Source organism: Bradyrhizobium sp. R2.2-H, assembly GCF_004346455.1.
Classification (GTDB): Bacteria; Pseudomonadota; Alphaproteobacteria; order Rhizobiales; family Xanthobacteraceae; genus Bradyrhizobium; species Bradyrhizobium diversitatis.
In genome coordinates this window covers 103,036-124,198 of the sequence record NZ_SMBR01000016.1, presented here as the reverse complement: position 1 = coordinate 124,198, position 21,163 = coordinate 103,036, and the positions used below count along the sequence as shown (strand labels likewise).

Annotated in this window: 7 protein-coding genes (1 of these 7 cut by a window edge); all 7 read left to right on the top strand. The window is 63.9% G+C overall.

What is annotated here, in order from left to right; translation table 11 throughout:
* Complete coding sequence (locus tag EDE08_RS32230; RefSeq protein WP_132013690.1) at positions 1-183, top strand: hypothetical protein; 183 nt, start codon at positions 1-3, stop codon at positions 181-183.
* Positions 184-498: 315 nt separating this feature from the next.
* Complete coding sequence (locus EDE08_RS32225) at positions 499-2,838, top strand: TonB-dependent receptor (protein ID WP_131873176.1); 2,340 nt, start codon at positions 499-501, stop codon at positions 2,836-2,838.
* A 365-nt stretch (positions 2,839-3,203) separates the two neighbouring features.
* A complete protein-coding gene (locus EDE08_RS32220) occupies positions 3,204-3,431 on the top strand; it encodes an MbtH family protein (protein ID WP_131873178.1) in 228 nt (75 codons plus the stop codon).
* A 21-nt stretch (positions 3,432-3,452) separates the two neighbouring features.
* Positions 3,453-4,208, top strand: coding sequence for a thioesterase II family protein (locus EDE08_RS32215; protein ID WP_131873180.1), 756 nt, complete (start codon positions 3,453-3,455; stop codon positions 4,206-4,208).
* Positions 4,177-5,145 (top strand): TauD/TfdA family dioxygenase, encoded by a 969-nt coding sequence (locus EDE08_RS32210; protein ID WP_131873182.1) that lies wholly within the window; start codon positions 4,177-4,179, stop codon positions 5,143-5,145. Before EDE08_RS32215 ends, EDE08_RS32210 begins: the two co-directional genes overlap by 32 nt.
* A 57-nt stretch (positions 5,146-5,202) precedes the next feature.
* Positions 5,203-14,949: a non-ribosomal peptide synthetase gene (locus EDE08_RS32205; RefSeq protein ID WP_131873184.1), complete on the top strand. Its 9,747-nt coding sequence runs from the start codon at positions 5,203-5,205 to the stop codon at positions 14,947-14,949.
* Positions 14,946-21,163 carry the 5' portion of an amino acid adenylation domain-containing protein gene (locus tag EDE08_RS32200; RefSeq protein WP_502700655.1) on the top strand. It continues 358 nt past the right edge of the window, so only the first 6,218 of its 6,576 coding nucleotides appear in the window; its start codon is at positions 14,946-14,948; its stop codon lies off the right edge, out of view. The genes EDE08_RS32205 and EDE08_RS32200 overlap by 4 nt, the downstream gene beginning before the upstream one ends.

Sequence of the window (21,163 nt, the reverse complement as noted above, 5' to 3'; positions counted from 1 at the left end):
GTGGAAGCAGAAGCCTTGATTCGGGGCGTGGTGTCCGATCAGGGATTGAAAGTGGACATCGTCTATGGCGGCGTGTTCGAACATTGCACAAACGATGTCACCGCCGCTTGCCCATCTTGGAAGCAGAAGATTTGGAAAGGGGTGCGACATCCTGCGGCATGGCACTTCACTGCGTGGGTCTGAGGACTTCGGGCGTATCGGTGCGCGGTCCAAGGCGGCAAAGGTCTTTCTGGGTACGGGCGATAGCGACCTGCTCGGATCGGAAATCCGAGACGGAGCAACGGAGTCTCGCCGAGATGCTGCATGCGAACTGAGATTAGAATGGTTTCAAAATAGAAAGATTCAAAGATTGAGCGGCGTCATTCGAGGCCGGCAACGATCGTCCCATCGCGACGGCTTGTCGTGCAACCTTAGATAACTTCTAGTTCTCCATCCCTTCTCGGGGCACCCGCGTATGTTAGGAAGCGCGGGGACCTGTAGTGGAATTGGGGTGCAGGAATGACGCGTGAACTCTCGGTCAGGAAAATTGTGCGCACGCTATCGCTTGGAGCGGTGAGCTATCTCGCGCTGTCGCTGGAATCGTCGGGTGACCTTCAGCATGCGTTTGCGCAAACGAACCTTCCGCCGGTGACCGTCGATGCACCCAAGCCGAGAGCACGGCAGTCGGTTCAAAGATCCCAGTCGACCCGCGCATCGCGGGGACAGAGATCCGTCGCCGCGGCCGCCCCCCGCCAGGCCGCGCCCGTTCCCTATCTGGTCCCTTCGACCGGTACGCTCGGCAGAGTGCCGCCCGCCTATGCAGGCGGCCAGGTCGCGACCGGCGGAAGTCTCGGTCTTCTCGGCAATCGCGGTGTGATGAATACGCCGTTCAACCAGACGAGTTATACGGCGCAGTTGATACAGAACCAGCAAGCGCGGACTGTCGGCGACGTCTTGTTCAATGATCCCTCGGTTCGGACGAAGACACCAGCGGGCAATGGCGTTGATGGCGTTTACATCAGAGGATTCTACCACGACAGTGGTGACTACGCCATGAACGGCCTGTATGGAATGGCGCCGTTCTATTCAACGTCGGCGAACTTCCTCGAACGAGTCGAGGTTTTGAAGGGGCCGGGCGTGCTCCTCAGCGGTATGCCGCCTGCGGGTGCTAACGGTGGTAGCATTAACTTGGTGACGAAGCGCGCGCCCGACTTCGACATCACACAACTGACTGCGCTCTATATATCAAAGTCCCAATTCGGCCTGCAGACCGATGTGAGCCGGAGATACGGCGAACATAAAGAATGGGGAGTCCGGTTCAACGGTGAAGCGCGAGGCGGATCGACCGCTTATGACCGGCAGACCGATCAGTTCGGCAACGCCGTGCTCAATCTCGACTATCGCGGCGAGCGTGTCCGCTTTTCGACAGATATTGGTTATCAGGCTGAAGATCTCAAGCCGCCGCTGCGATTTCTGACGTTTACCACCAGTCCCCCATTCGCGACCACGATTCCGGTTCCAGCCCTTCCGAAGCCCGGCGCCAACTACATGCCGGACTGGGCGACATGGAAGCCGAGAGATTCGTTTGCCCTGACGCGGGGCGAAGTCGATCTGACGGAGTCGGTAACTGCGTATGGCGCGGCCGGATATCACAAGAGCGAGATCGACTACGTCTATCCATCGCCTCGTATCACGAGTGCGAACGGCAACTGGACAGCGGCTCCGTTTAGTGGGCGCGACGTCTATGACAACTATACGGGTGAGGTCGGACTGCGCGCCTCGGTAGACACTGGCCCCATCAATCACCTTGTCACCGTCAACTACTCGGCGTTCGAGCGGGATTACAGTTCGTTCGGCAGGGCAGGTGCTGCCATCAATTCAAACTTGTACAATCCAGTCCCGATCCCCTATCCGAATTTCGCTACAGTCGTGCAAAATTTGGAGACACAAACAAAGCTTACCAGCGTCGGTGTCGCTGACACGATGTCTATGCTCGACAACAGGCTTCAGTTCGTCATCGGGGCGAGGCGGCAGACCGCGGGTGTAGATAGCGTGAACCTGCTGACTTCCGCCAAATCAAGTGTCGATGTTCCGACTTGGAGCCCAGGCTATGCGGTTATCGTCAAGCCGGTCGAGAATATTGCGCTCTACGCAAACTACATCGAAGGCCTGAAGGCGCCCGAAGTCGTTGTCGGAGCCACGTCGTACTCGAATGTCGGCGAGATCATTCCTCCCGCTCAGACCAAGCAGAAGGAAGTCGGGATGAAGGTCGATATGGGCCGGATCGGATTTACCGCGAGCGCATTCGACATCACCAGTCCGAATATTATCTCGGTCGCCGTTCCGGGGCGGGCCTTGCCCGCGAGGCGACTTTCCGGTGAGCAGCGCAATCGGGGCTTTGAACTGTTCGCCTTCGGCGAGCTGACGCCAACGTTTCGGTTGCTGGGTGGCGTGACCTTCATTGACGGCGAGGTGGTGAGGCAGGCAGTCTCGGTTGGATCGATCATTGTCAGCTATAACGGCAATGTCCCTGTCGGTGTGTCTGCAGTCAACGTCAACCTAGGAGCCGAGTGGGATACTCCGTTCTTGCCGGGACTGACTATGACAGGTCGCGTCATCTACACTAGCGAGAGTTACGCCAACGATGCGAATACGCAGGAGCTTCCTGCTTGGACCCGGGTTGATCTTGGTGCGCGATACACCTTCCTGTCGCCGTGGAATGGCAAGCCGATCGTCATTCGTGCCAGTGTCGAGAACGTGTTCAACGAAGCGTACTGGAATTCCTATCGGACGGTCAGCAGTGCAATTTCACTAGGTGCGCCGCGTACGTACCTCTTATCGACTACGTTCAATTTCTGAGCGCCACGGCGCTTTGGACCGCCGCGGATCCTGTCCGCGGCGGTTTTTGTATGCTCTATCGTCAACAATGGCGCGCTTATCGCAATTGATGACAATGCGATGAAGGATGGCCCGCGACAGAACGTGCGATCATGCCGCACCCGAAAAGTTCCCGCTTGTCGAGTTAGAATTGCAGCAATCTGCGGCGTGATCTGAAATCTCGATATTTTCCCACGTGTTGGCGCGCAAGCGCGGAGGTTGCATAGTGTCTCCGCATCGCCAGTTTTGAGGTCTTAAAAAAAGTCGCGTCGATATTGCTTTGACCATCGTCTGCTTCTGACCTAGTCAAACGTCTCTACTTTCGCTCGCTGAAAGGGGATCGCGCCATGATGGTGTTCGACAGAGACGACGTCACCTTCACCGTTGTCATCAATCACGAGGAGCAATACTCCATCTGGCCGACGTTCAAGACGATTCCGGCGGGCTGGAAGGCGGTGGGGAAGACCGGCAGCAAAAAGGAATGCCTAGACCACATTGAGCAGGTATGGACCGACATGCGCCCGCTCAGCCTGCGCAAGTTCATGGACGACGCGACGTCTCAACGGTCGGCGTAGTCGGCGGAGCCTGGTCTTCCGATGCGGCTTCTTTGTCTGCCTTACTCCGGCGGCAGCGCCATGTTCTACGCGCGGTGGCGCAGGCTGCTGCCATCGTGGATCGACGTGAGGCCGGTGGAGTGGCCCGGGCGCGGCGCGCGCATGGATGAGCCTTTGGCTACCGATCCGCATGTGTTGGCCGCGAAGCTCGCTGGCGAGCTCGGCGGTCAGCTCGACGGGCCTTACGCGTTGTTCGGTCACAGTCTCGGTGCCGTGATCGCGTTCGAGCTCGCGCACGGCCTGCTCGATCGCGGCGCGGCCGCGCCGGCCGTTCTCTTCGCCTCGGGTGCGGAAGCGCCTGCGGTTCGGGACGGCAGCAGGTGGCGCGAGCCGCTGAGCGACGATGCGCTGATGCAGGAGCTGCGCAATCTGCAGGGCACGCCCGATGAGGCGCTGTCGAACGCAGAGCTGATGCGATCTGCGTTGCCGGTGCTCCGCGCCGATTTCCTGATGTGCGGGGCCTACGTCTATCGACCGCGTCGTCCCTTGCCGTGCCCCGTGCACGTCTTTGCCGGAGCAGACGACGAGACCGGCCGCGAAGCGCTCGAGACCTGGCGGCGGGAGACCTCCGCATCATTCACACTCGATGTGCTGCCCGGCCATCACTTCTTCATTCACACGCAGCAGGCCGAGCTGATCGAGCGGATCGGTGCGGCGCTGGCCCGGCGATCGGGGCGATCGATTGATCTGTATCGGAGCGAGGATCATGAGCACGTTCTCCGTCCAGCCACTCATTGAGGGCAGAACTCTTCCTCTGCTGCTCAAGGCCGATGAGGCCGGGCAGCCGCTCGGCAAAGCACGTCCCATGCTGCGCGAGACGATCGACAGGCACCTGATCGATGCTGGCGGCATTCTGTTCCGCGATTTCTCGCTGGATGGCCCCGATGCGTTTCGGGCCTTCGCGGCCGATTTCGGTCACCCGCTGCTCACATACGAATTCGGATCGACGCCGCGTTCGCAGGTGACCTCGGGCGTCTACACTTCGACGGAATACCCGCCGCACCAGCATATTCCGCTGCACAACGAGCAGGCCTATACCCGCGATTGGCCGATGAAGATCTGGTTCTATTGCATGCAGCCGGCGCTGGAGGGCGGGGAGACGCCGATCGCCGACAGCCGAGCCATCTATCGCGACATGCCGCCAGCCATTCGCGAACGGTTTGCCGACAAGGGCGTGATGTATGTGCGGAACTACGGCAACGGCCTCGACGTCGATTGGCAACAGGTGTTCGGCACGGACTCCAGATCTGAGGTGGAGGCTTACTGCGCTCGCCACGACATCGAATGCGAATGGAAGGAGGATGGCGAGCTCCGTACGCGCCAGATCTGTCAGGGCACGGCGCAACATCCCGTCACGGGTGAGTGGGTCTGGTTCAACCAGGCACATCTGTTCCACGTCTCCAATCTCGAGCCTGAGGTCCGCGAGAGTCTGCTCGACGTGGTCGATGACGAAGCCGATCTGCCACGCAACGTCTTCTACGGCGATGGTTCGGCCATCGACGATGAGACGCTGTCATCGGTCCGGGCCGTTCTCGATAAGCACAAGATCAGCTTTCCCTGGCAAGCCGGCGACGTCGTGATGCTCGACAACATGCTCACCGCACACGCGCGTGCTCCGTTCAAGGGGCCGCGCAAGGTGATCGTCGCCATGGCCGAAGCTCATCGGCAAGAGTGATCGACAGCGATCGTCGGTGGTGATTTCCGGCTCGCGGCCGGACAGGGATTCGAAAACATGGACAGAGCCAACCTCGTCGAACGCTTGCGGGAGCACGCCACCCTGCGACCGGGGAAGGTGGCGTTGCGCTTCCTGGAAGGCGACGACGTCGCCGATGAGCTGACGTTTGCCGCGCTCGATGCTCGGATCAGGGCGCTGGCGGCGTGGTTGCAGCAGATGGGCGGCGCAGGCGAGCGGGCGGTGATCCTGCTTCCGAGCGGGATCAACTATGCCGTGGCATTCTATGCCTGCCTGTATGCGGGCGTGATCGCCGTTCCGGCCTATCCGCCGGAGGGGGGCCCGGAGCGCTATGCAGGACGTCTCGATGGCATCCTGCGGGATGCGGCGCCGCGCTTCATATTGGGCGAGATGGCCATGCATGATCTCATCGCAGCAACGCTGCCCGCATTGGGCGACGTGCACATCGTCAGGGTGGATACCATCCCCTCCGAACTCGCAGCGGACTGGCGCGAGACAAGGCCCGCGGCCGATGCGATCGCGTTCCTCCAGTATACGTCGGGGTCGACCTCGCAGCCAAAGGGGGTTTGTGTCTCCCATGGCAATCTGGTTGCCAACGAGCGAGCCATTGAAGCGGTTGCCGGTGGCGCGCTGGACGACGTTTTTGTGAGCTGGCTGCCCCTTTATCACGACATGGGATTGATCGGCGGGCTCCTGAATCCGTTGTTCACGGGTTTCACCGGCGTCCTGATGTCACCGCGGAATTTCCTGGAGCGGCCGCGCCGCTGGCTCGAGGCAATCGATCGTCACGGCGGCACGTTGAGCGGCGGTCCCGATTTCGCGTACTCGCTCTGCGCCGACCGCATCTCGGATGAGACCATCAGTCGGCTGGACCTAAGCCGGTGGAGATTCGCGTTCTCGGGCTCGGAGTTTGTCCGCCGGACCACTCTCGAGAGGTTCGGTGACCGGTTCGCGCGGGCTGGCTTCAATCGACGGGCGCTGACCGCCTGTTATGGCCTCGCCGAAGCGACGCTGCTGGTCACGGCCGGCGACATCACCGCTGACACCATTAGCTATACGCTCGACACTGCGGAACTCGCCGCAGGTCGTATCGCCAGCGCCAGCATAGGCACCGATCTCGTGGCGTGCGGTCGAACCGCCGCAGGCCACGAGACACGCATCATGCGTGTCGACGGATCGGCCGTGGCCGAAGCGAATGAGGCGGGTGAGATCTGGGTCGCGGGTCCCAGCGTCGCGCTCGGTTACTGGAACAATCCCGAGGCCACGCACCAGGCCTTCGTCGAGCGGGACGACGCGCGCTGGCTGCGGACCGGCGACATCGGCTTCATTCGCGATGGCGCGCTGGTCGTGGCGGGGCGCCTCAAAGACCTGTTGATCGTTCGCGGACAGAACGTCTATCCGACGGACGTCGAGCAGGCGATCGAAGCCGACGTCGAGACTGTCCGCAGCGGGCGGGTTGCCGTCTTTCCGGTCGAAATGGACGGGCGTGAAGCCATCGGCGTCGCGGCGGAGTTCAGCCGCGCCGTGCTCAGGCTCAGCGATCCGGAAGCGCTCGCACATGCGATCGGCGAAGCGGTCCTCCGGCAGGCGCAGGAATATCCGGCCGTGATCGCTCTGTTGAACCCGCAAGCGATGCCGCTGACCACGAGCGGCAAGCTGCAACGCTCGGCCTGCGCCACACGCCTCGCCGACAATACGCTCGACAGCTTCATGGTGTTCGAGAGGGGGCGTCGCCGCGGCGGCGTATCCTTGACGAAGCCCACGACCGATACCGAACGCGCCGTCGCCTCGATCTGGTGCGATGCGCTTGATGTCGCGGCAGTGCATCGCGAGGACGATTTCTTCGTGCTCGGCGGAAATTCGATCGCAGCCGGCCAAGTTGCCGCGGCGATCCGCGACCGCCTAAGCGTGGAGGTCGAGCTGCGTACCTTCTTCGATGCGCCGACGCTCGCGGCCTTCGCCGGCCGGATCGATGCCCTGGCTGGCGCTGGTGGCGGCCGGACGCTGCCGCCGATCCCGTGGGCTGCCGCGGCTGATCGTGCGATGCTGTCGCACGCGCAGGAGCGGCTCTGGTTCCTCTGGAACATGGACCCGGCCGGGACCGCCTACACCGTCGCAAGTACAATCCGTCTGAAGGGGCGGCTCGATCGTGCCGTCCTGTCGCGCGCGTTCGGCGAGATCGTCCGTCGACACGAGATATTGCGTACCACGTTCACAGCCAGCGACGGCCGCGGAACGCAGCTCATCCACGATGTCATGAGCATCGGCATTCGGGAGGAGGATATTCGTTCCCATTCTGCAGGGGAACGCGCCGAGCGCGCGGAGAGCCTCAAGCGATCGGAGCTCGCCAAGCCGTTCGATCTCGTGAACGGTCCGCTGTTGCGCGCGGTGTTGCTTCGGCTCGCGGACGATGCGCACGAGCTGCTGCTGCTCGCCCATCATATCATCGTCGATGGCAGGTCGCTCGACGTTCTGCTCGACGAACTGGCCGCGCTCTATCGCAGCGGTATCGGTCAGGGCGGAGGCGCGCCGCCGATTCCGGCGATTCAATACGCCGACTTTGCGGCTTGGCAGCGAAACTGGCTCTCGGCAGGCGAGGCCGAGCGGCAACTCGCGTATTGGCGCGCGAAGCTCGGCGATTTTCATCCCGTCCTGGCGTTGCCGCATGATCGGCCGCGCCCGGCAATCCAGAGCCATGCCGGCGAGACGACCGGCCTTATCGTCGACGACGCGCTTGCGTCCCGACTCCGGGGAATCGCTGTCAGGCAGCGCGTCAGTGTCTTCATGCTACTGCTCGGCGCATATCAGGTGCTGCTCCATCGCTACACCGGACAGAGTGATCTGCGCGTCGGCGTGCCGATCGCAGGACGCCGGCACACGCAGCTCGAGGGCTTGATTGGATGTTTCGTCAATACGCTGGTGCTGCGGGCTGAGATTGCAGCCGACGCGACCTTCCCGAGCCTGCTGCAGCAGGTCAAGGAATCGGTGGTCGAGGCACTGTCGCACCAGGACCTTCCTTTCGAAATGCTGGTTGAAGGCGTCAGGCCGGAACGCAGTGGGGGCCACAATCCGCTGTTCCAGGCGAAGTTCAACTACATGACGGCGCCGGGCGGGTTTGCCGGCGTCGAAGGGCTCACTGCCGAAATCGACATCATCGATCTCGCAGGTTCGCATTTCGATCTCGCGCTCGACGTCATCGATAGCGCCGGCGGCATGAAGGTCACGTTCAACTACGCCACCGATCTGTTCGATCGTCCCACCATCGGGCGGCTGGCGGCGCAGTTCGGTTCGATGTTGCGGCAGATTGCCGACAATGCCGAGCGGCGGATATCGGACTTTGCCATTGACGATGGGCACCGGCAGGCCGTTCCAAGTGAGGCCGCCGCATTCGGCTTCACCGATGTCATCAGCCTTCACCGTGCGGCGACCGCGGATCGATCGACCGCCACGGCCATCCGATGCGGCCGGGAGCGATTGAGCTTTGCGGAACTCGAGCGCAGGTCGAACCGTATCGCGCAGGTGCTCAGCGCCAGGGGCTTGGCGCGGGAGACGCCGGTCGCGCTGTGGATCGAGCGCTCGCCGGCTTTTGTCGTCGCCTTGCTCGGTGTGCTCAAAGCCGGCGGCGCTTACGTCCCGTTGGACCCGAAATGGCCGATGGAGCGCGTCCGCCGCATCCTGGCGGACGGCGGCATCGAGATCGTGCTGACGGCGGGTGGAAAGCTCGGGGATGCGAGTGGGCTCGATTGGCTCGTGCTCGATGCAGAAGCCGAAGCCGCGCGCGGGGAGGTCCCGAGCCTGCCGTTCGACACGACCATTCATCCGGAGCAGACCGCCTACGTCATCTATACATCGGGATCGACCGGCGCCCCGAAGGGCGTCAGCATCTCGCATGGCGCCTTGGCCAATTACGTTCAGGCCCTGCTGCTACGCCTGAAGCCGCGTCCGTCAGCGAACATGGCGATGGTGTCGACGGTGGCGGCCGATCTCGGCCATACCGTCCTGTTCGGCGCGCTGGCGTCCGGCGGGACGCTGCATCTGCTGTCTCCAGACGCCGTGATCGACGCGGATGCGTTCGCGCAAGCGATGCGCGAAGGCGAGGTCGACATTCTCAAGATCGTGCCGAGCCATCTGCGGGGGCTGTTGAAGGCCTCGCGGTCGGCCGATCTTCTGCCCCGCGAGGCGCTCATTCTGGGCGGAGAGTCTTGCGACCGGGCGCTGCTGGACGAAGTCCGTCGCTTGCGTCCGGAATGCCGGATTCTCAACCACTACGGGCCTACGGAAACGACCGTCGGTGCGGTAACGCATGAATGCGCGGCCGAGCGCGAGAGCAACCCGGTTCCGATCGGTCTGCCACTTGCCAATCTGAACGCCCATGTCCTGGACGACGCGCTGAACGAAGTACCGATCGGCGTTACCGGCGAACTCTATATCGGCGGCGTCGGCTTGGCGCGCGGCTATCGCGGCGCGGCCGGACTGACTGCGGAACGTTTCGTCCCAGATCCGTTCGGGGCAGCAGGCGAGCGCCTCTATCGAACCGGGGACCGTGTCCGCTGCGACGGCGCGGGCCGGCTGATATTCCTGGGCCGCACCGATGATCAGATCAAGTTGCGTGGCTATCGTGTCGAGCTCGGAGAGATCGGGCGCGCCATCAGGACACTGCCGGGCATCGATGATGCGGTGGTGCTCCCGCGCGCGATCGGGGCGAATGCCGATCGCAAGGAGCTGGTTGCCTATTGTGTACCATCGCGCGATGCCAGTCCGCAGGCCGATACGATCAAGCAACAGCTTCTTGCGATCGTGCCGGACTATATGGTGCCGTCACACGTCGTCATGCTGGCGCGATTGCCGCTGACGCCCAATGGAAAGGTCGATCGTCGCGCCTTGCCCGAACCGGCGGAAGACGGGGTGTACGCGGGCCTTGCCGCACCCGCGGGAGATATTGAAGTCGCGATCGCGGCGGTATGGTGCGAGGTGCTCGGTCGTGAGCGTGTGGGCCGCAATGACAATTTCTTCGAGCTCGGTGGCGATTCCATCCTCAGCTTGCAGATCATCGCCCGCCTGCGCAAGCGCGGCATCCGGTTGACGCCGAAGCAGATATTCAGCCAGCAGACGGTTGCCGGATTGGCGACCGTCGCCGTCGTATCGACCGGGACGAGCGCGAAGAAGGAGAAGCCGGACACGAAGCCGTCTGCTGGCGGCGATGCAGATCCCAGCATGCGTCACCTGATGCCGATCCAGATGCGTTTCTTCGACGAGGATATCGGCAACCGGGATCACTGGAATCAGGCCGTTCTGCTGCTGCCACACATGCAGATCGATTGGGAGACGCTGCGGCGTGCGCTCGCTGCCATCGTAGAGCATCACGATGCGTTGCGTCTGCGGTTCAGGCAGGTGGATGGCGTCTGGCGGGGGGAGCAGGGGCCGCCGCCGGCGTCCACCGAACTATTGTGGATTCACCCGCACGTCGGCGGCCCGACGGAGATCGCCGGGCTCGCCCGCGCCGCCCAGGAGAGCCTCTCACTGTCTTCGGGACCGCTGCTGCGCGCGGTCGGCATGAACCTTGCGGACGGCAGTCAACGACTGCTGCTTGCGATTCATCACCTCGTCGTCGACGGCGTGTCCTGGCGCATCCTGCTCGAAGACCTGGCGTCGGCCTATGACCAGCTGCAGCATGGCGGTCCCGTCACGCTGCCCCCGAAGAGCGAGTCTTACGGCTCATGGAGTGAGCGGCTGCGTGCCTATGCGGCGACCGAGGAGGTCGCGGCCGAACTGCCCTATTGGCTTGGTTGCGGTGCCGGTGCGAGCTTGCCATGTGACGATGACCATGGCGGCATCGATCGCGTCGGTGACGGCGGCGAAGTGTCATTGGTGTTCGATGCCGAGTTGACGGCGCGGCTGCTCGAACAGGCACCTGCCGCCTATCGGACCCAGGTCAACGACCTGCTGCTGGCCGGTCTCGCGCGAGCGGTGTCGCGCTGGAGCCAGCACGACGAGGTGGTGGTGGAGCTCGAAGGTCACGGCCGCGAGGATAGTTTTCCGGGCGCGGATATATCCCGTACCGTCGGCTGGTTCACGACGGCATTTCCGGTCCGGTTGAGAGATGCAGGCGTCGACGAGGCATCACTGATCAAGGAGGTAAAGGAGAGGCTGCGCGCGATTCCAAATCGCGGGCTCGGTCATGGCGTGCTGCGCTATCTCGGTTCCGAGCAGCAACGTCATGCCCTCGCGCAACTGGCGGAGCCGCAGATCGTCTTCAACTATCTGGGCCGCTTCGACGCGAGTGTTGGCGCCACACGTCGCTTCTCCTTCGCACCCGAGAGCGCGGGCCCTTCGCGCAGCGCCGCGGCGCCCATGCGCGGGTGGCTGAACATCAATGCCCTCGTGCGCGGGGGCCGGCTTGAAGTGTCTTTCAGCTACGGACGCAAGCGCTACCGGCACGACAGGATCGAGCGGCTGGCGGCGCACTATCAGGATGCGCTGGGTGAATTGGTCGCGCATTGCTGCAACGGAGCGGTCGGCCTTACGCCATCGGATGTTCCATTGTCCGGACTCGCACAGGTTGACCTCGATCGCCTAGCCACGACCTTGGATCTTCGCGGTGTCGAGGACATCTATCCGCTCTCGCCCATGCAGCAGGGCATGTTGTTCCATGCGCTGCGTGACGGTCCCACTGATTCCTATGTGAACCAGGTCGGGCTCGAGCTGTTCGGTGTCGATGCAGGCAAGCTGCGAGCTGCGTGGCAGGCGGCCAGCGACCGGCACGCCGCCTTGCGGACCGGGTTTGTCTGGCAGAACTTGTCAGGCGCGTCGCAGCAGGTGGTGCATCGTCATGTGACCGTGCCGTTCGTCGAGGAGGACTGGCGCGACAGCCCACCTGCGGAGCTGGATGCGGCGCTCGCCGAGATATCCCGACACGACCGGGAGAAGGGCTTTGACATTCTGCAGCCGCCGCTCCAGCGCATTCGCCTGATACGGCTCGACGAGAACCGTCACTGGCTGATCTGGACCCATCATCACATCTTCGTCGACGGTTGGAGCTCGGCCCGGCTGGTTGCAGAGGTGTTGCAGCAGGCGAGCGGTGAACCGCTGCCGGCCGTGCAGGGCAGCTATCGTGACTACATTGCATGGCAAAGGAGCCGCGATCACGAAAGCTCCGAGAGATTCTGGCGCGAGGTGCTGGCGGGGCTCGGAACGCCGACGCTGCTCGCGAATGCGCTGGTGGCCACCAAGACGTCCGGCGCAGAAGGCCACGCCAGCATCGGCCTTGCCGTGAATGCGGCGCTGACCGAACGGCTGAAGTCGTTCGCAAAGCGCGAACGGGTGACGCTCAATACGCTCATACAGGGCGCGTGGGCACAGTTGCTGCGCAGACATTCGGGGCAGCCCGCTGTCTGCTTCGGTGTGACCATCTCGGGTCGTCCGGCCGAATTGCCCGGCTCGGAGGAGATGGTGGGCCTCTTCATCAATACGCTGCCCATCGTCGATGCGCCGAACCCAGAGGCGATCGTCGGCGATTGGCTGCGCGCCTTGCAGGAACAGAACCTGGCGCTGCGCGAGCACGGCTGGACGCCGCTCTACGAGGTTCAGCGCCTCGCCGGCCATGCCGGGCAGCCGCTGTTCGACAGCATCCTGGTGTTTGAGAATTATCCGATCGACGAGGGACTGCTGCGGGGCGGCGAGGGCGGCCCTCGGATTGGTCGTGTGGCGCATGTGACGCCGACGAACTATGCGCTGGCAGTGGCGGTGTTTGCCGTAGGCGACAGGCTGAATATCGAGTTCAATTATGACGCGCGGCAATTCGACGGGGCGGATATCCTGCGTCTTCGCGACATTCTGCAAGATCTGCTGGCGCGGATCGTGGCGAACGCGGAGCGCGTGCTCGGTGACCTCCGATCGGCGTCTGATGAAGACGCTCGACGAATTCTCGATTGGAGCGGCGCAGCGCAGCTGACCTCGGCACCTTCCTGTGCCGACGTCGTGACGCATATCGAAGTGCAGGCCGCGCAAGCGCCGTCCGCGGTCGCCATCGTCTGGGGCGACCAGCGCATCGCCTATGGCGAGCTGAACGGGCGTGCCAACGCGCTTGCGCGGCGGCTTCGCCTCTGGAACCTCGGTCCGGATCGGCTGGTCGGCATTGCGCTGACCCGAAGCCCGGACATGATTGTTGCGCTGCTCGCGATTCTGAAGGCCGGCGGCGCTTACTTGCCGCTCGATCCGGATTATCCGTCCGACCGGCTTGCCCACATGTTGCGTGACAGCGGCACGACGTTGGTTCTGACGCAAGGCATGCTGCTGGAGCCGCTCGCGCCGGTGCTGCGCGAAGCCGGAGTCGAAGCGCTCTGCATTGATGGGCCATCGCCATCCATTGACGGCGACAGCGGCAATCTCGACGTCGAAGTCCATCCAGAGAGCCTGGCCTATGTCATCTACACCTCGGGATCGACCGGAATGCCGAAGGGGGTCGCTGTCGCGCGCGGACCGCTTGCAATGCATTGCGAAGCAATCGGCCGGCTGTACCGGATGACATCCCGCGATCGCGAGTTCCAGACGGCGTCGATCAGTTTCGATATCGCCCATGAGCGCTGGCTGGTGCCGCTGATGACGGGTGGGTCGCTGGTCCTGCCCTCGAAGCCCGGCCTCTTGGTCGACGACCTCGTCGGCGAGCTCGCGCGCCATGCGGTGACCTCGATCTTTCTTCCGCCGGCCTATGCGGATCAATTGAGCGTGGCGTTGCGGCAGGAGGGGCGAAAGCTCGCGATCAGGGCCTGTATCGTTGGCGGCGAGGCCTGGTCGGATATCGGGATCAAGGCCTTGCGTGGTGCTGCCGATGTCGACCTTCTGGTCAACGCCTATGGTCCGACCGAGACAGTGATCGCCCCGACCGCATGGATCGTCGACGACACGACGTTGAAGCCTGGTCAGCCCGCACCGATCGGACGGCCAGTCGGCGTGAGATCGGCGCACATCCTCGATTCCGATCTCAACATCGTTCCCGTTGGCGTAACCGGCGAGCTGTTCATCGGCGGGGCGGGCCTGGCTCGTGGCTATCTGAACCGGGGTGCATTGACCGCAGAGCGGTTCGTCCCCGATCCGTTCGGGGGTAGCGGCATGCGCCTCTATCGCACCGGCGATCTCGCGCGCTGGCGCGACGATGGCGTGATCGAATATGTCGGCCGTGCCGACCAGCAGGTGAAGATCCGCGGCTTCCGCATCGAGCTCGGGGAAATCGAGGCGCGCCTGCTCGAGCAGCGCGGCGTGCGTGCGGCGGCCGTGGTGGCCGGCGAGGGCAGGACCGGACGCCAGTTGTTCGCCTATGCCAGCGGTGACCCCACGCTCGATGGTCGCGATTTACGTGATGCACTGTCCGCCATTCTGCCTGAATACATGGTCCCGTCGACGGTTTCGGTGCTGGAGCAACTGCCGCTCACTCCGAATGGGAAGATCGATCGACGGGCGCTGCCCGCGCGGGGCGAGGATGCGCTGACGCGCCACTCCTATGAAGAACCCGAGGATGAGATCGAGGTCGCGCTGGCCAGGATCTGGGCGGAGTTGCTCGGTGTCGAGCGGATCGGACGTAACGATCACTTCTTCGAGCTTGGCGGGCATTCCTTGCTCGCGGTGCGGGTGCTCAGCCGCGTCTCGCAGGAGATCGGCATATCGATCGCGGTCTCGGATCTGTTCGCTCATCCCGATCTGGCATCGTTTGCGCGGGTCGTGTCGATCAGGCTGATCGAACAGGAATTCGACGCCGAAGAGCTCCGGGAACTGGTTGGAGCGGAGCAGTGAGCATGACCGACACGGCAAAGCCGAGCTTGCGAGAGATGGATCCGGCCCAGATGAAGAGGCTGGTCTCGCTGGCCCGGGAACGCGGCCGAAATGCCGACAGGGGCAACACAAAGGCGATTCCCGTGGTGACGCGTGGCGGCTCACTGGAGATGTCCTTTGCGCAGCAACGGCTTTGGCTGCTGGCACAACTCGACGGTCCCAATTCCAGCTATCACATTCGAGGAGCATTGCGGCTCTCCGGCGAGCTCGATGTCGATGCGTTGCGTCGGAGCATCGACCGGTTGTTCGCGCGGCATGAGGCGCTGCGCAGCGTCTTTCGCGTGATCGACGAACAGCCGCGCGTGGTGCTGCTGCCCGCCGATGAACGTGTCCCGCTGCTTGAACAGGATCTGCGCGGCCGGGACGATTGCGAGCAGGAGCTCGCGCGCCTCTGTTGCGAGGAGGCTGCGACGCCGTTCGATCTCGCCAAAGGACCATTGATCCGCGGTCGGTTGATCCGAACACCGGAGAGGGAATATCTCTTCCTGCTCACCCAGCATCACATCGTCTCCGACGGCTGGTCGATCGGCGTGCTCGTGCGTGAGCTGGGTGCCCTCTATCGGGCTTTCGTCGCCGGAAAAGACGATCCCTTGCCGCCATTGGCGATCCAGTATCCGGACTATGCCGTCTGGCAGCGACAATGGCTGACGGGCGAGCGATCGCAGCGGCAGGTAGATTATTGGCGTCGGGCGCTCGCGGATGCTCCTGCCGTGCTCGAATTGCCGACAGATCGCCCGCGTCCGCCGGTCAGGACCCTTACCGGGGCGTCCTTGCCGATCGAGATCGATGCGGAGCTCGCATCCGGCATCCGGCGACTGAGCCAGTCGCATCGCGCCAGCCCGTTCATGATCGTGCTGGCGGCTTGGGCGGTTGTGCTGTCGAGGCTTTCCGGGCAGACGGATATCGTCATCGGAACGCCGACGGCCAATCGAAACAGGCCCGAGATCGAGGGCCTGATCGGATTTTTCGTCAACATGCTGGCTGTCCGCATCGATCTTTCGGCCGAGCCCAGCGTCGCCGAACTGCTCCGTCGCGTGCGTACTGCCGCGCTTGCCGCGCAGGATCATCAGGATCTGCCATTCGAGCAGGTCGTCGAAATCACCCAGCCGCTGTGGGGACGGGAGCATACGCCGGTCTTTCAGGTCGCGTTCGCCTGGCAGAGCAACGAGACGGGGACTCTCGAGCTGCCGGGCCTAAAGGCCGAGACCGCCGATATCCCGCTCCAACAGGTCAGGTTCGATCTGGAGCTTGATCTGGGCGAGTTGGGCGGACGTATCGTCGGCTCCCTGAACTATGCGACTGCGTTGTTCGACGAAGCGACGATCAGGCGCCACCGGGACTATTTGGTATCCGTCCTGCGTGCGATGGTTGCGGATGCGGACCAAGCGGTCGATCGCATCGATATCATTGGTGCCGCGGAGCGTGGACGCGTTCTCGACATATGGAATGAGACCACCGCGCCATTTCCCTCGGAAAGCTGCATTCATGAATTGTTTGCGGAGCAGGTGAGAAGGACGCCGGAGGCCGTCGCCCTGGTGTATGATGACGTCCGCCTGAGCTATGGTGAGCTTGATGCCAAAGCGGGCCAGCTTGCGCGGCGCCTGATGGCCTTAGGCGTGGTGCCGGATCAGCCCGTCGCAATCTGCCTGCCGCGCGGCATCGCCATGGTCGTGAGCCTGTTGGCCGTGCTGAAGGCGGGCGGGGCCTATCTGCCGCTCGATCCCGCCTATCCAGCGGAGCGGCTGCGTCAGATCGTCGACGATGCCGCGCCGCGCGTACTGATAGCCGACGAAGCGGGAAGGGCGATATTCCCGGATGGGACCTTTGAGATCGTCGATCCCGAGGCGAATGCCTCCGCCATCACGACGCAGGCGCCAGGCGATCCGGGCGGCCTTGCCGAAGGACTGACGTCGCGTAGCCTCGCCTACATCATCTACACCTCCGGCTCGACTGGCCGGCCGAAAGGGGTGATGGTCGAGCATCGCGGCCTGGTGAATCTGGCGTTGGCGCAACGGACGCTGTTCGAGGTCAATTCGCACAGCCGTATCGTGCAGTTTGCCTCGTTCAGCTTCGATGCCAGCATCTGGGAAATCGTCATGGCGCTGTGCTCGGGCGCCTCGTTGTTTCTGGCTGGCCCGCGCGAGCATCAGGACACCTCGGAATTGCTCGGCTACCTCACGGACAACGCGATCACGCATGCGACCCTGCCGCCGGCGATGCTGCACGGGCGCGCCGATCTCGACCGCTTGGCCTCGCTGCGGGTTCTTGTTCTTGCCGGTGAATTGCCCAAGACCGAGCTGATCAAGGGATTACCTCCTGGCATCGCCGTCTTCAATGGTTACGGGCCGACGGAAGCAACGGTCTGCGCCACGAGCTGGTTGCGGCCACCGGGTTTTGATGGTGATGCAGCCCCGATCGGTCGTCCGCTGCCGAATGCGCGAATCTATCTTCTGGACCGGTTTGGGGCGCCCGTTCCACTCGGCGCGGTGGGTGAAATTTACATTGGTGGAATCGGTGTTGCGCGTGGCTATCTCAATCGCGCTGACCTGACGGCCGAACGCTTCTTGCGCGATCCCTTCCACGGCGATCCAGATGCGCGTATGTATCGCACCGGTGATCTCGGGCGTTATCTGCCGGACGGCCATGTCGCGTTTGTTGGTCGCAATGATCAGCAGGTCAAGATCCGCGGCTTTCGCGTCGAGCTCGGCGAGATCGAGTTTCGGCTGAACGAGCACGCCGACGTGGTCGATTCCGTCGTGCTGGCCCAGCGTGATCGTGGTGGCGACATGCGGCTGATTGCCTATGTGGCCGCGCGTCGCGGTAACAGCGCGGGGCTCGACGCCAGTGAATTTGCCGGCGCGATGCGCGATCACCTGCGTACGTGCTTGCCGGACTACATGTTACCGTCAGCGTTCGTGCGCCTCGATGCACTGCCGCTCACGCCAAATGGCAAGGTCGACCGCAAGGCGCTGCCGGCGCCGGAGGATGATGCGTTTGCGCGGCGCCGTTTCGAACCGCCGCGGGGCGATGCTGAGCAGATCGTCGCGAATATTTGGGCCGAGCTCCTGGGCGTCGATCGCGTGGGACGCGGCGACCACTTCTTCGAGCTCGGCGGCCACTCGCTGCTCGCCGTCCGCATGCTGGAGCGGTTGCAGCGGCACGGGCTGAGAGCGGACGCTCGCGCGCTGTTCGCAAAGCCGGTGCTGGCAGACTTTGCTGCCGGCCTCGGTGGCCACGGAGCCGTCGACGTTCCCGTCAACCGGATCACCCGGCAGACGAAGGCGATCACGCCAGAATTGTTGCCGCTGATCGCGTTGACGCAATCCGACATCGACAGCATCGTGGCCGGCGTTCCCGGCGGCGTTGCCAACATCCAGGACATTTACGGCCTGTCGCCGCTTCAGGATGGTATCCTCTTTCACCATCTGCTGTCGAAAGACGGCGATCCATATCTGCTGGTCGGCCGGATGGCATTTGGCAGCCGCGGCCTGCTCGATCGCTATCTCGACGCTGTCCGTCAGGTGGTCGACCGCCACGACATTCTGCGAACGTCCATCGTGTGGAACGGCTTGTCCACGCCGGCACAGGTGGTTTGGCGGCAGGCTCCGCTGGTTGTCAACGAGGTCGTGCTGGATGGCGAAGGTCCCGCGGTTGAACAGCTCGTGCGACGATTCGACCCGCGTCTCCATCGGATCGATCTCGGTCAGCCACCGCTGCTGCGATTTGCAATTGCCGCCGATCCCGAGGGCGGGCGCTGGCTGCTCTTGGTGCTGCTGCACCACTTGATCGGCGACCACTCCACGCTGGAGGTGATGCATGACGAGGTCTGGAAGATCTTGTCGGGACGTAGTCACGAGTTGCCGCGGCCATATCCGTTCCGCAATCTGGTGGCGCAGTCACGCGGCTCGGTGGCGACCGCGGAGCACGAGCGTTTCTTTCGCGGCATGCTCGCCGACATCGATGAGCCGACCACGCCATTTGGACTGGACCGGGTGCACGGGGACGGCGGGGGCGTTACGGAAGCCCGACGAATACTGCCCGGACAATTGGCCGCAAGGCTTCGTGCTCAGGCGCGGCGACTGGGCGTCAGCCTGGCCAGCCTTTGTCATCTCGCCTGGGGGCAGGTGGTGGCACGAACCAGCGGGCGCGAGCGCGTCGTGTTCGGGACGGTCCTGTTCGGTCGCATGCAGGCCGGTGCCGGCGGCGATCGCACCATGGGTCTGTTCATCAACACCTTGCCGCTGCGGCTCGATCTCGATGATAGGGCGGTCGAGGACGGCGTTCGAAATGCACATGACCGGTTGACCGAGCTGATGGCGCACGAGCACGCTTCGCTGGCGCTCGCGCAACGATGTAGCGGCGTTGTGGCTCCGGCACCTCTGTTCAGCTCGATCCTCAATTATCGACACAACGCAATGCCGGCCGATTTGGCCGGCGACAGGGACGGCTCGGGCATCGAATGGCTTGGTGGCGAGGAGCGCACGAATTATCCATTGATGCTGGCTGTCGAGGACTATGGTCAGGCGCTGGGGCTGACGGCTCAGATCGTCCGTCCACTCTCGTCTGACCGCATCTGCGCCTTGATGCAGCAGGCGCTCGATCGATTGGCCGAGGCACTGGAACGCTCGCCGCGCGCGCCGGTCCGAGAGCTCGACATTCTGCCTGCAGAGGAGCGCCGGCTCTTGCTGGAGGTGTGGAATCGGAGTCGAGCGCATTATCCGCTAGACCACCCGTTGGTCGCACAATTCGAGGCGCAAGTCCGGACGTCGCCGGAGGCGATCGCGCTGGTGTTCGGCGAGACGGAGCTGAGTTACGCCGCACTGAATGCGGGTGCCAACCGGCTGGCGCGGCGATTGCGCGATCGCGGCGTCGGGACCGACGTGGTGGTCGGGCTCGCGCTCGACCGGGGCGTCGAGATGCTGGTCGCGCTGCTCGCCGTGCTCAAGGCAGGTGGGGCCTATCTGCCGCTCGATCCGGATTACCCGCCGGAGCGGCTGGCGTACATGCTGCGCGACAGCGGCGCGGCGCTGGTGCTGACGCAGACGGACTTGCGCGAGCAGTTCGCCGCCGTGCTGGAGGAGACCAGTGCCGAGGCCTGGCTGCTCGACGGGCAGGACGGCGGAGCCGGGGATGCCGGCAATCTCGATGTCGCCGTTCACGGCGAGAGCCTTGCCTATGTGATCTACACCTCGGGCTCGACCGGCCTGCCCAAGGGGGTGATGGTCCGCCACGACGCCGTGACCAATTTCCTGGCGACCATGGCGGAGCAGCCCGGCATGACCGCGAGCGACCGGGTGCTCGGCCTGACCTCATTGTCCTTCGACATCGCGGTCCTTGAACTGTGGCTGCCGCTGACGATCGGCGCCCGCGTGGTGCTGGCCGATCGTGCGGCGGCGCATGATCCTGCGCGGCTCAAGGCGATCGTGGAGCGGCACGGCGTGTCCCTGATCCAGGCAACGCCGTCGACCTGGCGGATGCTGCTCGATCACGAAGGTCCTTCGCTGCCGGCGAACTGCCGGGTGCTGTGTGGCGGCGAGGCGCTGCCGCCGGATCTGGCGCAGCGGCTGGTGGAGCAGGCCGGCGAGGTCTGGAACCTGTACGGCCCGACCGAGACCACGGTGTGGTCGGCCCGCCATCGGCTCGAGGCGGCGGACGATCGTCCGCTGCTGGGCGGTCCGATCGGCAACACCACGCTGCACATTCTCGATGGTGATCTCAACCTGGCGCCAGTCGGCGTTGCCGGCGAGCTCTACATCGGGGGCGCGGGGCTGGCGCGCGGCTATTGGCGGCGTGGGGCACTGACGGCCGAGCGCTTCATCCCCGACCCGTTCGGTCCATCCGGCGCGCGGCTGTACCGGACCGGCGACGTGGCGCGGTGGCGCTCTGACGGCGTGCTCGACTATGTCGGCCGTGCCGATCACCAAGTGAAGATCCGCGGCTTCCGCATCGAGCTTGGCGAGATCGAGGCGCGGCTGCAGGCGCAGCAGGGCGTCCGCGCGGCCGTGGTGGTGGCGCGCGAGGCCGGCGCCGGCCGCCAGCTGGTCGGCTATGTCAGCGGCGACGCACTGGACGGAGCCGGCCTCAAGACGGCCTTGTCCTCGATGTTGCCGGACTACATGGTCCCGGCGCGGATCATGGTGCTGGAGCGCCTGCCGCTGACGCCGAACGGCAAGAT

Excerpts from the sequence above, each read along its gene's own strand:
- EDE08_RS32225 (WP_131873176.1), top strand. The coding sequence starts at position 499 with ATGACGCGTGAACTCTCGGTCAGGAAAATTGTGCGCACGCTATCGCTT.
- EDE08_RS32210 (WP_131873182.1), top strand. The coding sequence starts at position 4,177 with ATGAGCACGTTCTCCGTCCAGCCACTCATTGAGGGCAGAACTCTTCCT.
- EDE08_RS32220 (WP_131873178.1), top strand. The coding sequence starts at position 3,204 with ATGATGGTGTTCGACAGAGACGACGTCACCTTCACCGTTGTCATCAAT.
- EDE08_RS32215 (WP_131873180.1), top strand. The coding sequence starts at position 3,453 with ATGCGGCTTCTTTGTCTGCCTTACTCCGGCGGCAGCGCCATGTTCTAC.
- EDE08_RS32205 (WP_131873184.1), top strand. The coding sequence starts at position 5,203 with ATGGACAGAGCCAACCTCGTCGAACGCTTGCGGGAGCACGCCACCCTG.